Genomic DNA, 17,776 nt, shown 5'->3' with positions numbered 1-17,776 from the left:
GAACCAGACGAGGTTGGCGGCGGTCCTACTTGATGTGAGCACACCGAACACGCTGAACGCCGACTTTGACCTGATGCGTTCGGTTGCGGGTATCACGGACGCCCGCAATGAGGAAATCCGTGCGATGCTGCAGGCATTCATCGGCCGCATGAGCGGTGTGCCGCCGTCGGTGTGGGGTGGGCTCGCGGCCGCTCGGTTCCAGGATGTGGTGGATCGCTGGAACGCCGAGTCGACGCGGCTCTACCACGTCCTGCACGCGATCGCCGACACCATCCGCCACAACGAGGCCGCGCTGCGGGAAGCCGGCCAAATCCATGCCCGCCACATCGCCGCCGCCGGCGGCGATCTATAGACCGAGGATCAGCCTCGACTATGAACACAGACCCCGTGTTGTCGTACAACTTTGACGCCATCGAATACTCCGTTCGTCAGGAGATCCACACCACCGCGGCCCGTTTCAACGCTGCGCTGCAAGAGCTGAGGTCGCAGATCGCGCCGTTGCAGCAGCTCTGGACGCGGGAAGCGGCCGCCGCCTACCACGCGGAGCAACTCAAGTGGCACCAGGCGGCCAGCGCGCTCAACGAGATCCTGATCGACTTGGGAAACGCGGTTCGCCACGGTGCCGACGACGTGGCGCATGCCGACCGGCGGGCGGCTGGCGCTTGGGCACGCTAGTTCCGGGCCCCGGAGCGAGCAACAGACCCCTGTGTGGTCCCGACGGGGGAGAGCCGTCGCGACCACACAGTCATTTTGACCTGCGTGGATGCTCGTCGGTAAGCTGCTCGGTTGGCGTGCGGTACGCCGGGACCTCGGGTCAATGTCGGTCGCCGAGACCAACCCGCCGTTCACGCCTGACCGGCGCCCGGGGCGCCCCGGGATCCACCCGAGAGAAAAGAAGGTAAGCGCTGTGCCCACGTACGCGCCCAAGGCGGGTGACACCACGCGATCGTGGTACGTCATCGACGCCACGGACGTGGTGCTTGGCCGCCTTGCCGTCGCGGCGGCCAACCTGCTGCGCGGCAAGCACAAGCCGACGTTCGCCCCCAATGTCGATGGCGGTGACTTCGTCATCGTGATCAACGCCGACAAGGTCGCCATCAGCGGCGACAAACTGCAGCACAAGATGGTTTACCGGCACTCGGGGTATCCCGGTGGCCTGCACAAGCGCACCATCGGTGAGCTAATGCAACGCCACCCCGACCGCGTGGTGGAAAAGGCGATCCTCGGCATGTTGCCCAAGAACAGGCTCAGCCGCCAGATCCAGCGCAAGCTTCGCGTCTACGCCGGCCCGGAGCATCCACACAGCGCTCAGCAGCCGGTTCCGTACGAGCTCAAGCAGGTGGCGCAATGACCGAAACCACCCCAGCCCCGCAAACCCCGGCGGCCCCGGCCGGGCCCGCACAATCGTTCGTGTTGGAGCGGCCCATCCAGACCGTTGGGCGCCGCAAGGAGGCCGTGGTACGAGTGCGGCTGGTGCCCGGCACCGGCAAGTTCGACCTCAACGGCCGCAGCTTGGAGGACTACTTCCCAAACAAGGTGCACCAGCAGTTGATCAAGGCACCCCTGGTCACCGTGGATCGGGTGGAAAGTTTCGACATCTTTGCCCACCTGGGCGGCGGCGGCCCGTCGGGTCAGGCCGGCGCGCTGCGCCTGGGTATCGCCCGGGCATTGATTCTGGTATCGCCGGAGGACCGGCCCGCGCTGAAGAAGGCCGGCTTCTTGACCCGTGATCCACGTGCCACCGAGCGCAAGAAGTACGGCCTGAAGAAGGCCCGCAAGGCGCCCCAGTACAGCAAGCGCTGACATCACTTTCGGGCGACAAGCGTGCATGTTTGTGTGCGCTCGTCGGCGTGTCGGTGAACCAACAGGCATATTCGCTGCCAAGAGTGGATATGTGCGCAGCCGTCAACTGTGAAAGGTTGTCCGTATGGGTCGACTGTTTGGCACCGATGGTGTGCGCGGTGTCGCCAATCGCGAGTTGACCGCGGAACTGGCCCTGGCACTGGGCGCCGCGGCGGCGCGACGATTGTCGAGGTCGGGCGCACCGGGTCGGCGAGTCGCGGTGCTTGGCCGCGATCCGCGGGCCAGCGGCGAGATGCTGGAGGCCGCCGTGATCGCCGGCCTGACCAGTGAGGGCGTCGACGCGCTGCGGGTCGGGGTGTTGCCGACCCCCGCGGTGGCCTATCTGACCGGCGCCTACGACGCCGACTTCGGGGTGATGATCTCGGCGTCGCATAACCCGATGCCCGATAACGGCATCAAAATCTTCGGGCCCGGCGGCCACAAATTAGATGACGACACCGAGGATCAGATCGAGGATCTGGTCCTCGGCGTCTCCCGCGGACCCGGGTTGCGGCCGGCCGGAGCGGGGATTGGCCGCGTAATCGACGCCGAGGATGCGACCGAACGCTACCTGCGCCACGTGGCCAAGGCCGCCACCGCCCGGCTCGATGACCTGGCCGTGGTGGTCGACTGCGCTCATGGGGCCGCGTCGTCGGCGGCTCCGCGCGCCTACCGAGCGGCCGGTGCCCGGGTTATCGCGATCAACGCCGAACCCAACGGACGCAACATCAACGACGGCTGTGGATCGACTCACCTTGACCCGCTGCGGGCAGCGGTGCTCGCCCATCGGGCCGACCTGGGCCTGGCCCATGATGGAGACGCCGATCGGTGCCTGGCCGTCGACGCCAACGGTGACCTCGTCGACGGTGACGCCATCATGGTGGTGCTGGCGCTGGCAATGAAAGAGGCCGGTGAGTTGGCCTGCAACACATTGGTGGCCACCGTGATGAGTAACCTCGGGCTGCACCTGGCCATGCGCTCGGCCGGCGTCACCGTGCGCACAACCGCCGTCGGTGACCGCTACGTCCTCGAAGAGCTGCGGGCCGGTGACTACAGCCTCGGAGGCGAACAATCCGGCCACATCGTCATGCCGGCGCTGGGCTCCACCGGTGACGGCATCGTCACCGGGCTGCGGTTGATGACCCGCATGGTGCAGACCGGCTCGTCGTTGTCCGACCTGGCGTCGGCGATGCGGACGTTGCCGCAGGTGCTGATCAACGTCGAGGTTGTCGACAAGGCCACCGCCGCCGCGGCGCCCTCGGTCCGAACGGCGGTCGAGCAGGCCGCGGCCGAGCTGGGTGAGACGGGTCGAATCCTCTTGCGCCCGTCCGGAACTGAGCCGATGATTCGGGTGATGGTGGAGGCAGCCGACGAGGGCGTCGCCCAGCGGCTGGCGGCCACGGTCGCCGACGCGGTGAGCACCGCGCGCTGAACCGGAAATGCTGGAACCCCGACGCGGCGCGGGGCGTCCGAATAGGCATGAGACCCGATAGCGCAAACAGCGCCGGCATAGACATAGCAGCGGTATACGCGGTTGCCGACCGGTTCAACGCCGCCGCCGAACTCATCGATGACGCCATCGGCAATCACCTGACGAGGCTGGCTTTTGGCGGAGCCTGCGCGGGCCGGGGGCACGCCTCGCGTGGCGATGCGTTGCGCTGCAGGCTAGACCGGTTGGCCGGCGAGTTGTCAGTGTGGTCCCGGGCGGCCGCGCAGATCGCGTTTGCGTTGCGGGCGGGCGCCAACCGCTACGCCGAGGCCGACCTGTGCGCGGCGGCGCGGATCGGGTGAGGGTGGCTGACCGGTTGAACGTCGCTGAGCGTCTCGCCGAGGGCAGGCCCGCAGCCGAGCACACGCAAAGCTACGTGCGGGCTTGCCACCTGGTGGGCTACCAACATCCCGACCTGACCGCCTACCCTGCCCAGATCCACGACTGGTACGGCAGCGAAGACGGACTTGACCTGCACGCGCTCGACGCTGACTGCGCGCAGCTGCGGGCTGCCGCCAGTGTGCTCATGGAGGCGCTGCGGATGGAGCGTAGCCAGGTCGCCGTCTTGGCAGCGGCATGGACGGGATCGGGGGCCGACGCGGCGGTGCACTTTGTGCAGCGTCACTGTGAGACTGGAAATTCGGTGGTCACCGAAGTCCGTGCCGCGGCCCAACGCTGCGAATCGCTGCGCGACAACCTCTGGCAGCTGGTGGACTCCAAAGTCGCGACGGCCATTGCGATCGACGAGCGTGCCCTGGCGCAGCGGCCGGCATGGTTGGCCGCGGCCGAAGCGCTCACGACCGAGGGGGCAGATCGGCCGACGGCCGTCGAAGTGGTTCGCCAACAGATACAGCCCTACGTGGACGACGATGTTCGCAACGACTGGCTGACCACGATGCGATCGACAACGGCCGATGTGGCGGCGTCGTATGATGCGGTCACCGATCAGCTGGCCAGCGCGCCGTGCGCGCACTTCGAGATTCCGGACGATCTCGGGCCCGGTCGCCAACCTTCTCCGGCATCGGTGCCGGCTCAACCGAGCGCGACGGCAGCGATTACGCCCGCGGCCGCTCTGCCCCCGCCGGATCCGGTGCCGGCCGTGACCTCGCGGCCAGTGACGCCGTCGGATTTTGGATCGGCGCCAGGTGATGGTTCCGCGACGCCGGCGGGTGTTGGCAGCGCCGGTGGTTTCGGCGATGCCGGCGGCACCGGCGGTCTGGGCGGGTTTGCCGGGCTTGCCGGGCTTGCCAACCGGATCGTCGATGCGGTGGATAGCCTGCTGGGTTCGGTGGCCGAACAGCTGGGGGATCCGTTGGCAGCTGACAATCCGCCGGGTGCCGTCGATCCGTTCGCCGAAGACGCGGCCGACAACGCTGATGACGGCGACGATGCCCACCCGGAAGAGGCCGACGAGGCAGCGGAGCCGAAGGAAGCAACAGAGCCCGACGAAGCAGACGAGGTCGACGACGCCGACGAATCGGTGCCCGCTGAACGTGCCCGGGATGTCGCCGAGGAGGCCACGCTGCCGCCGGTCGCCGAACCGCCGCCTGCCGCGCCTCCGGTCGCCGAACCACCGCCTCCGGTCGCTGCGCCGGCGCCGCCGGGTGCGCCGGAACCGGCGAATGGGCCTTCGCCGGAAGCGCTGTCCGAGGGAGCCACCCCCTGTGAGATCGCCGCGGACGAGCTTCCGCAGGCGGGGCCGTGACGGGCCGGGGTGTCCCGCGCTACTTCAACAGCGTCACGATCTTCTCCCCCGGGGTGATCGGCGGCGCTTCAGGGTCGATCGGGTCCGTCTTGGGCAGCTGCAGGTCTGGATCGGCGAACCTGCGATAAGTCTTGTCGCCGCCGAGCGTGTACAACAGGTACCCGGTCAGCAGCGCCCGGACCGAACGCTGCGTCCGGCGGTGTGGGCCTGGGAGCCCCAACACCTTCGTCAGTCGTCTGCCCTCAACCAGACCACCGGCTCGGGCTTTGCTGACGATGCGTAGGGTGGCCTTATCCCAAGCCCGGGATAGCCCGAGGGCGTTGGAGGTCAGCGTCTTCGGATCGCCAGGTGCGGTCAGAATCAGTCCCGGAACGTCTAGGGTCGCGGCTGGCTGCTCCGCGGCCGGATTGGTCACCGTCGGGAATATCGCCGCCACGGACTTGACGTGCGTGCCGGTCAAGCCGGCGGCGGCGAACACGGCAGCCGAGCCACCGAAACCATGGCCCACCAGCCCGAGCTTGGCGGGGTGCACGCTGATTTTTCCAGGCCCAAGGCGGACACCGGCCACGATGTCGAGGGCAACGCCCAGATCGAAGGCCAGATTCAGGACCGATGGGGCCAGTCCGCGCTCGCTGTCGGGGGCGGCGGCCACGATGCCCCATGACGCCAAATGCTCCAATAGACCCGAATAGCGAGAGGTGCCGGTGAGCCAGTCGTGGCCGAAGGCGACACCGGGAAGGTGCAGCCCCGCCTCGGGGGTGTACACCACCCCGGGTAGGCCGGCAAAAGCCAGGTCACCGCGCAAAACACGGTGTGGTCCCCGGCGGTGCAGGGCGGCGACGAGCTTGCGGATCCGGGGCACCCGTCGACGTTAGCGGTGACGTGGCGGATGGGTCCAGTGGGTCCACGTCGCACCGTCCCAGTAACGCAGTCCCGCCCCGGACGGGTCTGGATACCAGCCCGCCGGTATGGGTCCCCGGGGAACGGCTGGATGGGCGATGGCGTGCGGGCCGTGGGGAACGGACGCCCCGTCGGCGGCGGCTCGCACCCGCCGAATCGCATTGAAGTTGGAAATCAGCGCGATCCAGTTCATCGCGAGGAGCGACACCAAACTCCACCAACCAACGAGCAGGTTGTAGGTCTGCGCCGACTTGTACGCCGCTTCGCATTGCTCGCGCGTCCCGGAGACCACGTAGGTGCGTTGCTGCCACAGGATCAGCGCACCCGTGTGCCTGATGAGCTTCAGCTGGTGCTGGGCATATGGGTTGGACAAGTGTTGGCCTTTCGTGCGCGGTGGCCAAACTCGACGATAGCGTCGGTTGGGCGACGGGACTGCCCTACCGACCACCATGCTGCACTACCCTGGTCTGCTGTGTGCGGAATTGTCGGTTACGTCGGGCGGCGCCCCGCCTACGTCGTCGTCATGGACGCGCTGCGCCGGATGGAGTACCGCGGCTACGACTCGTCGGGCATCGCGCTGGTCGACGGTGGCACACTCACCGTGCGCCGGCGTGCGGGCCGGCTGGCCAACCTCGAGGAAGCCGTGGCGGAAATGCCGTCCACGGCGCTGTCCGGTACTACCGGCCTGGGCCACACCCGCTGGGCCACCCACGGTCGTCCCACCGACCGCAACGCGCACCCGCACCGCGACGCTGCCGGCAAGATCGCCGTCGTCCACAACGGCATCATCGAGAACTTCGCCGTCTTGCGCCGGGAGCTGGAGACTGCCGGTGTCGAGTTTGCCAGCGACACCGATACCGAGGTCGCGGCGCACCTGGTGGCGCGGGCGTATCGGCACGGCGAGACGGCCGATGACTTCGTCGGCTCCGTACTTGCCGTGCTGCGCCGGCTTGAGGGGCATTTCACGCTCGTATTCGCCAATGCCGACGACCCCGGCACCCTCGTGGCGGCCCGCCGTTCCACGCCCCTGGTGCTGGGCATCGGCGACAACGAGATGTTCGTCGGTTCCGACGTGGCCGCGTTTATCGAGCACACCCGGGAAGCGGTCGAGCTCGGCCAGGACCAGGCGGTGGTGATCACCGCCGGCGGCTACCGGATCAGCGATTTCGACGGCAACGATGGCCTACAAGCTGGGCGCGATTTCCGCCCCTTCCACATCGACTGGGATCTGGCCGCCGCCGAAAAGGGCGGCTACGAGTACTTCATGCTCAAAGAGATCGCCGAACAGCCCACCGCGGTGGCCGACACCCTGCTCGGACACTTCGTGGGTGGCCGGATCGTGCTCGACGAGCAGCGATTGAGCGACCAGGAACTGCGCGAGATCGACAAGGTGTTCGTGGTGGCCTGCGGTACCGCATATCACTCCGGGCTGCTGGCCAAGTACGCGATCGAGCACTGGACCCGGCTGCCTGTGGAAGTGGAACTCGCCAGCGAGTTTCGGTATCGGGATCCGGTGTTGGACCGTAGCACCTTGGTGGTGGCGATCTCGCAGTCCGGGGAAACCGCCGACACGCTGGAAGCGGTCCGACACGCCAAGGAGCAGAAAGCCAAGGTGCTGGCGATCTGCAACACCAACGGCTCGCAGATCCCGCGCGAGTGCGACGCGGTGCTCTACACCCGCGCCGGCCCGGAGATCGGTGTGGCGTCTACAAAAACGTTTCTGGCGCAGATTGCTGCCAACTATCTGCTCGGCCTTGCCTTGGCGCAGGCCCGCGGCACCAAATACCCCGACGAGGTCGAGCGCGAGTACCACGAACTGGAAGCGATGCCGGACCTGGTGGCCCGGGTGATTGCGACGACGGAACCGGTGGCCAGCCTGGCCTACCGGTTCGCCCAGTCGTCGACCGTGCTGTTCCTGGGTCGCCATGTCGGCTATCCGGTGGCGCTTGAGGGTGCACTCAAACTCAAGGAGTTGGCCTACATGCACGCCGAGGGTTTCGCGGCCGGCGAGCTCAAGCACGGCCCGATCGCGCTGATCGAGGACAACCTGCCGGTGATCGTGGTCATGCCCTCGCCCAAGGGGTCGGCCACGTTGCACGCAAAGCTGCTGTCCAACATCCGAGAGATCCAGAGCCGCGGTGCGGTGACCATCGTGATCGCCGAGGAGGGCGATGATACCGTGCGTCCCTACGCCGATCACTTGATCGAAATCCCAGCGGTGTCAACGCTTCTGCAGCCGCTGCTATCAACCATTCCGCTTCAGGTGTTCGCGGCTTCGGTGGCGCGCGCCCGCGGCTACGACGTCGACAAGCCGCGAAATTTGGCCAAGTCCGTCACCGTCGAATAGTCGAGGTGGCTCACGGTGCCACCTGGCGGGCCCAAGACACTCGACGCGATCCACGTGGCGACCGCGGAGACGTTGGGTGCGGACTTGACGGCGATGATCACCTACCACAGGAAGATGGCGGCTGTCGCACAATCACGTGGCCTGGCGGTGGCATCCGCTGACGGAGGGGTCCCGCGGTTACAATTTCCGGGCCGGAACGCACAAGTGGGCGGGTAGCGAGTTGGGACGCATCCTGAGAGTCGTTGTCGGTCTGGTGCTCGTGATCGCGGCCTACGTCACCGTGATCGCGTTGTATCACAGCACCGGCCTCGGCCGACCTCATGAAGTCGCCCACGGTCGGTCGACGGCCGACGGGACCACGGTGACCCTGCACGTCGAGCAGCTTCAGACGATCAAGGGCGTGCTGGTTGCCAACCTCGCCGTGTCACCTGGGACTGAGCTGCTGGATTCGCAAACCCAGGGCCTCAAGGACGACCTCACCGTCACGGTCACATCCGTGGTAACGCCTACCAAGCGCACCTGGTCGAGTGGTTCGCTGCCCGGGGTCTTTCCCGTCCCGCTGACCATCTCCGGGGATCCCGCGAATTGGCCGTTCGACCACTACCGTTCGGGGCCGATCACGGTCCAGCTCTACCGCGGAGCCGCGCACGCGCCGGAACGTGTGTCGGTGACATTCGTCGACCGGCTTCCGGGCTGGAACGTCGACATTTCCGGTGTCGGCGACGCCAATGTGCCTGCCCCGTACCGAGTGGGGTTGCACCGATCGCCGAGCACCGTGGCATTCGGCACCGTCATCGTCGGTGTGTTGATCGCGCTGGCCGGGGTGGGCCTGTTCGTTGCGGTTCAAACCGCACGTGGCCGACGGCAATTCCAGCCACCGATGACAACGTGGTATGCGGCAATGCTTTTTGCGGTGATACCGCTGCGCAATGCGCTTCCCGACGCGCCCCCAATCGGATTTTGGATCGACGTCACGGTCGTACTCTGGGTGGTCGTCGCATTGGTGACCTCGATGGTGCTGTATATCCTCTGCTGGTGGTGGCACCTGAAGCCTGACGTCGACGAAACCATGTAAGTGTTGACCCGTGGCGGACGCATCGGTGGTGGCACGGCTGCGATCGTGGGCGCTCGCGGTGTGGCACTTCGTCAGCAACGCCCCGTTGACCTATGCCTGGCTGGTCGTGTTGGTGATCACCACGATCATCCAGAACAATCTCACCGGGAGCCAGCTGCATTTCGTGCTCCTGCACCGGTCCACCAACATCGCCGAGTTGGGGCGCGATCCGCTCGAGGTGCTGTTTTCCAGCCTGTTGTGGATCGACGGCCGGAATTTGGAACCGTACCTGCTGCTGTTCACCCTGTTCCTAGCGCCCGCCGAGCATTGGCTCGGCCACTTGCGTTGGCTCACCGTGGGATTGACCGCTCACATCGGTGCCACCTATTTGAGCGAAGGCCTGCTCTATCTGGCGATCCAGCACCGAGACGCCTCCGAAAGGATGGTGCACGCTCGTGATATCGGGGTCAGCTACTTCCTGGTCGGTGTGATGGCGGTATTGACCTATCACATCGCCAAACCGTGGCGCTGGGGCTATCTCGGGGTGCTGCTGGTCATCTTTGGTTTTCCGCTGATCGCGATGGACAAAGCCGAGCTGGACTTCACCGCGGTCGGTCACTTCGCGTCCATCCTGATTGGTCTGCTGTTCTATCCGATGGCCCGGGAACGCGACGGTCGGCCGTGGAATCCGGCCAGAATCAAAAGCCTGCTGCACAGGCGCGGCACCCGAGGACGGCGGGCCTGAGATGCGCCACTACTACTCCGTCGACACCATCCGCGCGGCTGAGGCGCCCCTGTTGGCCAGCCTGCCCGACGGTGCGCTGATGCGACGCGCGGCCTTTGGGCTGGCCACCGAGATCGGCCGTGAGTTGACCGCTCGCACGGGTGGGGTGGTCGGCCGCCGGGTGTGCGCGGTCGTCGGATCCGGCGACAACGGTGGCGACGCGCTGTGGGCGGCGACGTTCCTGCGACGCCGCGGCGCCGCCGCCGACGCTGTGCTGCTCAACCCGGACCGCACGCATCGCAAGGCGCTGGCGGCGTTCACCAAATCCGGGGGTCGCCTCGTCGAGAGTGTCTCGGCGGCGACCGATCTCGTCATCGACGGGGTGGTCGGCATCTCCGGCTCGGGGCCGCTGCGACCGGCGGCCGCGCAGGTGTTCGCCGCGGTTCAGGCCGCCGCCATACCGGTGGTCGCCGTCGACATTCCCAGCGGCATCGATGTGGCGACCGGGGCGATCACCGGCCCCGCCGTGCACGCCGCGCTGACCGTCACCTTTGGCGGGCTCAAACCGGTGCACGCGCTGGCCGACTGCGGCCGCGTCGTCCTTGTCGATATCGGGCTGGACCTGGCGCACACCGACGTGTTGGGTTTCGAGGCTACCGACGTGGCCGCGCGCTGGCCGGTGCCCGGTCCCCGCGACGACAAATACACCCAGGGAGTGACCGGAGTGCTGGCCGGGTCCTCGACGTATCCGGGCGCGGCCGTGCTGTGTACCGGGGCGGCCGTCGCCGCCACCTCCGGCATGGTCCGCTACGCCGGCAGCGCCCATGCGGAAGTGCTCGCGCACTGGCCGGAGGTGATCGCCTCGCCCACCCCGGCGGCGGCCGGGCGGGTGCAGGCCTGGGTCGTCGGGCCGGGCCTGGGCACCGACGAAGCCGGGGCCGCCGCGTTGTGGTTCGCGCTGGACACCAACCTGCCGGTGTTGGTCGACGCCGACGGGCTGACCATGCTAGCGGATCACCCCGATCTGGTGGCGGGCCGCAACGCGCCGACGGTCTTGACGCCGCACGCCGGCGAGTTCGCCCGGCTAGCCGGGACGCCGCCCGGCGACGACCGCGTGGGGGCCTGCCGCCAGCTGGCCGACGCGCTGGGCGCCACCGTGCTGCTCAAGGGCAATGTCACCGTCATCGCCGATCCCGGCGGCCCGGTCTACCTCAACCCGGCCGGGCAGTCCTGGGCGGCCACCGCCGGGTCCGGTGACGTGCTGTCCGGGATGATCGGTGCGCTGCTGGCGTCGGGATTGCCGGCTGGGGAGGCGGCCGCGGCCGCGGCGTTCGTGCACGCCCGGGCGGCGGCGGCCGCGGCCGCCGATCCCGGCCCCGGCGACGCGCCCACCTCGGCGTCGCGCATCAGCGGCCACATTCGGGCCGCTCTGGCTGCCCTGTAGCCCTGCCAGCCCGCAACAAGCCCGGAAAGGATCCGCCGTGTCTCGCAGTCACCCATCCGTGCCCGCGCACTCGATCGCTCCCGCCTACACCGGCCGGATGTTCACCGCCCCGGTGCCGGCGCTGCGGATGCCCGATGAGTCGATGGATCCCGAGGCGGCCTATCGCTTCATCCACGACGAGCTGATGCTCGACGGTAGCTCGCGGCTGAACCTGGCCACCTTCGTGACCACCTGGATGGACCCGGAGGCCGAAAAGCTGATGGCCGAGACGTTCGACAAGAACATGATCGATAAGGACGAATACCCGGCGACCGCGGCCATCGAGGCGCGCTGTGTGTCCATGGTCGCCGACCTGTTTCACGCCGAGGGTCTGCGCGACCACGACCCCACCAGCGCCACCGGGGTGTCCACCATCGGCTCCAGTGAGGCGGTGATGCTGGGCGGCCTTGCTCTGAAATGGCGGTGGCGGCAACGGGTCGGTGCCGACTGGAAAGGGCGCACCCCAAACCTGGTGATGGGTTCGAACGTCCAGGTGGTGTGGGAGAAGTTCTGCCGCTACTTCGACGTCGAACCCCGTTACCTGCCGATGGAAAAGGGCCCCTACGTCATTACCCCCGAGCAGGTGCTCGCCGCCGTCGACGAGAACACCATCGGCGTGGTGGCGATCTTGGGCACCACCTATACCGGTGAACTCGAACCCATCGCCGAGATCTGCGCCGCGCTGGACAAACTGGCGGCTGGCGGGGGTGTGGACGTCCCGGTACACGTCGACGCCGCCAGTGGGGGCTTTGTGGTGCCGTTTTTGCATCCGGACCTGGTGTGGGATTTTCGGCTGCCCCGCGTGGTGTCGATCAACGTCAGCGGCCACAAGTATGGGCTGACCTATCCCGGCGTCGGGTTTGTCGTGTGGCGCGGGCCCGAGCACCTGCCGGAGGATCTGGTTTTCCGGGTCAACTACCTCGGCGGCGACATGCCGACCTTCACCCTGAACTTCTCCCGTCCCGGCAACCAGGTGGTGGGCCAGTACTACAACTTCCTGCGGCTGGGGCGCGACGGCTATACCAAGGTGATGCAGGCGCTGTCGCACACCGCCCGGTGGCTGGGTGACCAGCTGCGCGAGGTGGACCATTGCGAGGTGATCTCGGATGGTTCGGCGATCCCGGTGGTCAGCTTCCGGCTCGCCGGCGACCGCGGCTACACCGAGTTCGACGTCTCCCACGAGCTGCGGACCTTCGGATGGCAGGTCCCCGCCTACACCATGCCGGACAACGCCACCGACGTGGCGGTGCTGCGGATCGTGGTTCGGGAAGGACTCTCCGCCGACCTGGCGCGGGCCCTGCACGACGACACCGTTACCGCGTTGGCGGCCCTGGACAAGGTCAGGCCGGGCGGGCACTTCGACGCACAGCATTTCGCGCACTAATTACATTGGCCTCTGCCGGAAGGGATGCCCGTGGTGCCCCCCAGCTCGACGCGATAACACCGTGAGGTGTCACCGAGAATTCTGGGCGCAGACCCGCCGCGTTGTGGGTCAAGCCGTTGAGGGCCGGTAGCCGCTATCCGCCCGATGGGGTGTGGGGCATCATAAAAGGCCGTGGTGGGAGCTGCGGTGAGCTGCTGACCTCGCCGTCATCGCTTGTGGTGGCGTGCATGTCCTCGATCGGCAGCCAGCCCAGCGCGTGGCTTGGTTGGGCTTGGGCCTCCGCGGCGGCGTCGATGTCCTCCATCGGCAGCCAGCCCAGCGCCTGGTTTGGCTCGGCTTCGGTCGCTGCGGCCAGGTTGGCCTGGTTGGCCTCGGTCCAGCCCCGCGGCACCGACAAGTAGCCGACCAAGGCTGCCCGGCCCAAGTCGGCGGCCACCGCACCGCTCAGGCCCGCCCACTCGGCGTCGCACCAAAAGTCATCGGTGGCGCCGTGGGTGTCGGCGTCGTCGAACTGGTTGCTGATCGTCATCTCGGCTTCTCCTGACGTGCAAACCGGGTCAGCATAGCGTGAAACGCTCGATTCCTCTGAAACCGCGGTGTGCGCTGGGAGCACCGAAGCAACGGGTATGGTCGACCGCGGCGTTGTTACTGGCCTCCAAGACCGCGCCGGCCTCCTGGAGCTACCCGCTCCCGTGGAGCTGCGGCGGCTCGTGCCACACGAGCAGCATCGACAGCCCACACCGCGTGAATTGCGCATTGGTCGTTCATCATGAAAGCATTGCGGGCCCGGTACTGCTGGTATTGTGCCTCGAGTTCTGCGATTTCCAGAGCGTTTTGCCCGGCCACGTTGCTCGCGATCAGCCTGCCCGTCTCCTCGCGGTTGTTCCGCTCAGCGAAACGGTTCTGGGAGAATGTCGGAAAGCCAAACGACACGACAGATGGGCGGGGCACGACTTCGTTGGCCATGACACCGATATCCCAGACACCTGGCCTCCTCGCCGAGGCCATGGTGGATCTGGGCGCTATTGAACACAACGTGCGGGTGCTGCGTGAGCACGCCGGCCACGCGCAGCTGATGGCGGTGGTCAAGGCCGACGGCTACGGTCACGGTGCCACGCGCGTCGCCCAAACCGCCCTGGGCGCCGGTGCGGCCGAACTCGGCGTCGCCACCGTCGACGAGGCGCTAGCGCTGCGCGGTGGCGGCATTACCGCACCGGTGCTGGCCTGGCTGCATCCGCCCGGCATCGACTTCGGGCCCGCGCTGCTGGCCGACGTGCAGGTCGCGGTGTCCTCGCTGCGCCAACTCGACGAACTGTTGGACGCGGTGCGCCGGACCGGCCGGACGGCGACGGTGACCGTCAAGGTGGATACCGGGCTGAACCGCAATGGCGTGGGACCCGCACAATTCCCGGCCATGCTGACCGCGTTACGCCAAGCCATGGCCGAGGACGCCGTCCGGCTGCGGGGGCTGATGTCGCATATGGTTTACGCCGACAAGCCTGACGATTCCATCAACAATGTCCAGGCCCAACGGTTTACCGCCTTTCTGGCGCAGGCCCGCGAACAAGGGGTGCGGTTCGAGGTGGCGCATCTGTCGAACTCATCAGCAACTATGGCGCGCCCCGACCTGACGTTCGACCTGGTGCGGCCGGGCATCGCGGTGTATGGGCTAAGCCCGGTACCCGCCCTCGGTGACATGGGGCTGGTGCCGGCGATGACCGTGAAATGTGCTGTTGCGCTGGTGAAATCGATTCGTGCGGGGGAGGGCGTGTCGTATGGGCACACCTGGATCGCGCCACGCGACACCAATCTGGCGCTGCTGCCGATCGGTTACGCAGACGGCGTGTTCCGGTCGCTGGGCGGGCGGCTGGAGGTGCTGATCAACGGCAGACGATGCCCCGGTGTGGGGCGGATCTGCATGGACCAGTTCATGGTCGACCTGGGCCCCGGGCCGCTTGATGTGGCCGAAGGCGACGAGGCGATTTTGTTCGGGCCGGGCATCCGGGGTGAGCCCACGGCTCAGGACTGGGCCGATCTTGTCGGCACCATCCACTACGAAGTGGTCACCAGCCCGCGAGGACGTATCACCAGGACCTATCGCGAGGCTGAAAACCGTTGAGCCGTGAGGGTATCCGCAGGCGACCGAAAGCCAGGGCTGGGCTTACGGGCGGCGGCACGGCGACGCTGCCGCGCGTCGAGGACACCCTAACGCTGGGGTCCCGGCTGGGTGAGCAGCTGTGCGCTGGCGACGTGGTGGTGCTCTCCGGTCCGCTCGGTGCGGGAAAGACGGTGCTGGCCAAGGGTATTGCCATGGCGATGGATGTCGAGGGGCCGATCACATCGCCGACGTTCGTGCTGGCGCGAATGCACCGGCCGCGGCGGCCGGGCATGCCGGCGATGGTCCACGTCGACGTCTACCGACTGCTGGACCACAACAGCGCCGACCTGCTGAGTGAGCTGGACTCACTGGACCTCGACACCGATCTTGAAGACGCCGTCGTCGTGGTGGAGTGGGGCGAGGGCCTGGCCGAGCGGCTCTCGCAGCGCCACCTCGACGTCCGCCTGGAGCGGGTTAGCCACTCCGACACCAGGATCGCGACTTGGTCGTGGGGCCGGTCATGAGCCGCGTGCAAATAAGCACCGTCTTGGCCATCGACACCGCTACACCGGCGGTCACGGCGGGTATCGTGCGGCGTCATGATCTGGTTGTGCTGGGCGAGAGGGTCACCGTTGACGCCCGAGCGCACGCGGAACGGCTGACTCCCAACGTGCTGGCTGCGCTTGCCGATGCCGCGCTCATAATGGCCGACCTGGACGCCGTCGTGGTGGGCTGCGGTCCGGGCCCGTTCACCGGCCTGCGCGCAGGCATGGCCTCCGCCGCCGCGTACGGGCACGCACTGGGCATCCCGGTGTATGGCGTGTGCAGCCTGGACGCCATCGGCGGGCAAACCATCGGTGACACGCTAGTGGTCACCGATGCACGCCGGCGTGAGGTCTACTGGGCACGCTACTGCGACGGGATTCGTACGGTCGGACCAGCCGTTAATGCCGCGGCCGACGTCGATCCCGGCCCGGCATTGGCGGTCGCCGGTTCGCCGGAGCACGCGGCGCTGTTCGCGCTCCCCTGCGTTAAGCCCAGCCGCCCGTCGCCGGCGGGTCTGGTAGCCGCGGTGAACTGGGCCGACAAGCCGGCGCCGTTAGTGCCGCTGTATCTTCGCCGGCCGGATGCCAAGCCGCTGGCGGTTTGCACGTGACGGCCGACACCGAGCCGGTCACCATCGGCGCGCTGACGCGCGCGGACGCCCAGCGGTGCGCCGAGCTGGAGGCCCAGCTGTTCGTCGGTGACGATCCCTGGCCGCCGGCGGCGTTCAACCGCGAACTGGCCAGCCCGCACAACCACTATGTGGGTGCGCGCAGCGGTGGCACGCTGGTCGGTTACGCCGGAATCTCGCGGTTGGGCCGAACACCGCCGTTCGAGTACGAGGTGCACACCATCGGCGTGGACCCGGCCTACCAGGGGCGGGGCATCGGCCGTCGGTTGCTGCGCGAACTGCTGGACTTTGCCAGGGGTGGTGTGGTCTACCTGGAGGTCCGCACCGATAATGACGCCGCTCTTGCGCTGTATCGCAGCGTGGGATTCCAGCGGGTCGGCTTGCGCCGGCGATATTACCGGGTCAGCGGCGCCGACGCGTACACGATGCGTAGGGATTCGGGGGACCCGTCATGACGACAGTCTTGGGCATCGAAACCTCCTGCGATGAAACCGGTGTCGGCATCGCGCGGCTCGATCCCGATGGCACCGTGACATTGTTGGCCGACGAGGTGGCTTCCAGTGTCGACGAGCATGTTCGGTTCGGCGGCGTGGTCCCCGAGATTGCCTCCCGTGCGCACCTGGAGGCACTGGGTCCCGCGATGCGCCGCGCGCTGGCGGCCGCCGGCTTGAAACAACCAGACATTGTCGCGGCCACCATCGGCCCCGGGCTCGCGGGCGCCCTGTTGGTGGGAGTGGCTGCGGCCAAGGCATATTCGGCTGCTTGGGGGGTGCCGTTCTATGCGGTGAATCACCTGGGCGGGCACTTGGCCGCCGACGTCTACGAACACGGGCCGCTGCCCGAGTGTGTGGCGTTGTTGGTGTCCGGAGGACATACCCACCTGTTGCACGTTCGCTCGCTCGGTGAGCCGATCATCGAGCTGGGCAGCACCGTCGACGACGCCGCCGGCGAGGCCTACGACAAGGTGGCCCGGTTGCTGGGATTGGGCTATCCGGGTGGCAAGGCGCTCGACGACCTGGCGCGCACCGGTGATCGGGACGCCATCGTTTTCCCGCGCGGCATGAGTGGCCCGGCCGATGACCGCTATGCGTTCAGCTTCTCCGGGCTCAAGACGGCCGTCGCGCGGTATCTGGAAAGCCACGCGGCTCACCCGGGCTTCCGTACCGCCGACATCGCCGCCGGATTCCAGGAAGCCGTCGCGGACGTGTTGACCATGAAGGCGGTACGGGCCGCCACCGCGCTAGGCGTATCAACGCTGCTGATCGCGGGGGGAGTGGCGGCGAACTCCCGGCTGCGAGAGCTGGCCACACAGCGCTGCGGCGAGGCGGGCCGGACGTTGCGGATCCCCAGTCCCCGGCTGTGCACCGACAACGGGGCGATGATCGCGGCGTTCGCCGCGCAGCTGGTGGCCGCGGGAGCGCCGCCGTCGCCGCTGGACGTACCCAGTGACCCGGGTCTGCCCGTGATGCAGGGGCAGGTGCGGTGACCCGGACATTGCACCTGGCGTACCCGGACACGCTGGCAACCAGGAAGCAAGGGGGCGCCCTTGAGTGCTAGCACTCTCATGTATAGAGTG

21 protein-coding genes are annotated in these 17,776 nt (G+C 67.6%); 17 read left to right on the top strand and 4 right to left on the bottom strand.

The genetic code is table 11. From position 1 onward, the window contains the following. The first annotated feature begins 34 nt into the window (after positions 1–34). From esxU to MCAN_RS18170, 7 genes are all read left to right on the top strand, one after another. Positions 35–352: a type VII secretion system ESX-4 protein EsxU gene (gene esxU, locus MCAN_RS18200; protein WP_003900060.1), complete on the top strand. Its 318-nt coding sequence runs from the start codon at positions 35–37 to the stop codon at positions 350–352. Positions 353–372: 20 nt separating this feature from the next. After that, entirely contained in the window at positions 373–675 is a 303-nt protein-coding gene (locus MCAN_RS18195) for a WXG100 family type VII secretion target (RefSeq protein WP_014001746.1), read from the top strand. A gap of 232 nt (positions 676–907) precedes the next feature. Further along, the gene (gene rplM, locus MCAN_RS18190; protein WP_003418312.1) at positions 908–1,351 is read left to right on the top strand and encodes a 50S ribosomal protein L13; all 444 of its coding nucleotides are present in this window, start codon (positions 908–910) and stop codon (positions 1,349–1,351) included. Beyond that, complete coding sequence (rpsI, locus tag MCAN_RS18185; RefSeq protein ID WP_003418308.1) at positions 1,348–1,803, top strand: 30S ribosomal protein S9; 456 nt, start codon at positions 1,348–1,350, stop codon at positions 1,801–1,803. The genes rplM and rpsI overlap by 4 nt, the downstream gene beginning before the upstream one ends. 124 nt (positions 1,804–1,927) lie before the next feature. Further along, the gene (gene glmM, locus MCAN_RS18180; RefSeq protein ID WP_014001745.1) at positions 1,928–3,274 is read left to right on the top strand and encodes a phosphoglucosamine mutase; all 1,347 of its coding nucleotides are present in this window, start codon (positions 1,928–1,930) and stop codon (positions 3,272–3,274) included. 47 nt (positions 3,275–3,321) lie between these two features. Further along, positions 3,322–3,633, top strand: a complete 312-nt coding sequence (locus tag MCAN_RS18175) for a hypothetical protein (RefSeq protein ID WP_014001744.1) — start codon at positions 3,322–3,324, stop codon at positions 3,631–3,633. Between the two features lie 2 nt (positions 3,634–3,635). After that, positions 3,636–5,036 (top strand): hypothetical protein, encoded by a 1,401-nt coding sequence (locus MCAN_RS18170; RefSeq protein WP_014001743.1) that lies wholly within the window; start codon positions 3,636–3,638, stop codon positions 5,034–5,036. A 19-nt stretch (positions 5,037–5,055) separates the two neighbouring features. Here MCAN_RS18170 and MCAN_RS18165 read toward each other — a convergent pair whose 3' ends face one another. Both MCAN_RS18165 and MCAN_RS18160 read right to left on the bottom strand, forming a co-directional pair. Then, positions 5,056–5,898: a dienelactone hydrolase family protein gene (locus MCAN_RS18165; RefSeq protein ID WP_003418298.1), complete on the bottom strand. Its 843-nt coding sequence runs from the start codon at positions 5,896–5,898 to the stop codon at positions 5,056–5,058. Between the two features lie 9 nt (positions 5,899–5,907). Continuing rightward, positions 5,908–6,384: a DUF2510 domain-containing protein gene (locus MCAN_RS18160; protein ID WP_003900057.1), complete on the bottom strand. Its 477-nt coding sequence runs from the start codon at positions 6,382–6,384 to the stop codon at positions 5,908–5,910. 24 nt (positions 6,385–6,408) lie between these two features. On the opposite strand from MCAN_RS18160, the gene glmS reads away from it, so the two are divergent. From glmS to MCAN_RS18135, 5 genes are all read left to right on the top strand, one after another. Then, a complete protein-coding gene (gene glmS / locus MCAN_RS18155; protein WP_014001742.1) occupies positions 6,409–8,283 on the top strand; it encodes a glutamine--fructose-6-phosphate transaminase (isomerizing) in 1,875 nt (624 codons plus the stop codon). Between the two features lie 220 nt (positions 8,284–8,503). After that, positions 8,504–9,358, top strand: a complete 855-nt coding sequence (locus MCAN_RS18150; RefSeq protein WP_014001741.1) for a DUF4436 domain-containing protein — start codon at positions 8,504–8,506, stop codon at positions 9,356–9,358. 10 nt (positions 9,359–9,368) lie between these two features. After that, positions 9,369–10,082, top strand: a complete 714-nt coding sequence (locus MCAN_RS18145) for a rhomboid-like protein (RefSeq protein ID WP_014001740.1) — start codon at positions 9,369–9,371, stop codon at positions 10,080–10,082. Between the two features lies 1 nt (position 10,083). Beyond that, positions 10,084–11,505 (top strand): NAD(P)H-hydrate dehydratase, encoded by a 1,422-nt coding sequence (locus MCAN_RS18140; RefSeq protein WP_014001739.1) that lies wholly within the window; start codon positions 10,084–10,086, stop codon positions 11,503–11,505. Positions 11,506–11,542: 37 nt separating this feature from the next. Further along, positions 11,543–12,928, top strand: coding sequence for a glutamate decarboxylase (locus MCAN_RS18135; protein ID WP_014001738.1), 1,386 nt, complete (start codon positions 11,543–11,545; stop codon positions 12,926–12,928). A 133-nt stretch (positions 12,929–13,061) separates the two neighbouring features. Here MCAN_RS18135 and MCAN_RS18130 read toward each other — a convergent pair whose 3' ends face one another. Together MCAN_RS18130 and MCAN_RS18125 are read right to left on the bottom strand one after the other, a co-directional pair. Further along, positions 13,062–13,457 carry a PE/PPE C-terminal domain-containing protein gene (locus tag MCAN_RS18130; protein WP_014001737.1) on the bottom strand — a complete coding sequence of 132 codons (396 nt, stop codon included), beginning with the start codon at positions 13,455–13,457 and terminating at the stop codon, positions 13,062–13,064. Positions 13,458–13,573: 116 nt separating this feature from the next. Beyond that, positions 13,574–13,894, bottom strand: coding sequence for a PPE domain-containing protein (locus tag MCAN_RS18125; protein ID WP_230865177.1), 321 nt, complete (start codon positions 13,892–13,894; stop codon positions 13,574–13,576). On the opposite strand from MCAN_RS18125, the gene alr reads away from it, so the two are divergent. Genes alr through tsaD form a run of 5 tightly spaced genes read left to right on the top strand, consistent with a single transcriptional unit; the run spans position 13,887 to position 17,686 of the window. Further along, entirely contained in the window at positions 13,887–15,047 is a 1,161-nt protein-coding gene (gene alr / locus MCAN_RS18120; RefSeq protein WP_014001736.1) for an alanine racemase, read from the top strand. The two genes, MCAN_RS18125 and alr, sit on opposite strands and share 8 nt — an antisense overlap. Beyond that, a complete protein-coding gene (gene tsaE / locus MCAN_RS18115) occupies positions 15,044–15,550 on the top strand; it encodes a tRNA (adenosine(37)-N6)-threonylcarbamoyltransferase complex ATPase subunit type 1 TsaE (RefSeq protein ID WP_014001735.1) in 507 nt (168 codons plus the stop codon). Before alr ends, tsaE begins: the two co-directional genes overlap by 4 nt. Then, positions 15,547–16,182, top strand: a complete 636-nt coding sequence (gene tsaB, locus MCAN_RS18110) for a tRNA (adenosine(37)-N6)-threonylcarbamoyltransferase complex dimerization subunit type 1 TsaB (protein WP_014001734.1) — start codon at positions 15,547–15,549, stop codon at positions 16,180–16,182. Before tsaE ends, tsaB begins: the two co-directional genes overlap by 4 nt. Continuing rightward, a complete protein-coding gene (gene rimI, locus MCAN_RS18105) occupies positions 16,179–16,655 on the top strand; it encodes a ribosomal protein S18-alanine N-acetyltransferase (RefSeq protein ID WP_003418034.1) in 477 nt (158 codons plus the stop codon). The genes tsaB and rimI overlap by 4 nt, the downstream gene beginning before the upstream one ends. Continuing rightward, positions 16,652–17,686 (top strand): tRNA (adenosine(37)-N6)-threonylcarbamoyltransferase complex transferase subunit TsaD, encoded by a 1,035-nt coding sequence (gene tsaD, locus MCAN_RS18100; RefSeq protein WP_014001733.1) that lies wholly within the window; start codon positions 16,652–16,654, stop codon positions 17,684–17,686. Before rimI ends, tsaD begins: the two co-directional genes overlap by 4 nt. The last annotated feature ends 90 nt before the right edge of the window (positions 17,687–17,776 follow it).

The sequence above is a fragment of the Mycobacterium canetti CIPT 140010059 genome (assembly GCF_000253375.1).
Taxonomy (GTDB): Bacteria; Actinomycetota; Actinomycetes; order Mycobacteriales; family Mycobacteriaceae; genus Mycobacterium; species Mycobacterium tuberculosis.
The sequence above is the reverse complement of the archived record's forward strand: the minus strand, read 5'-3'. Positions and strand labels throughout refer to the sequence as shown.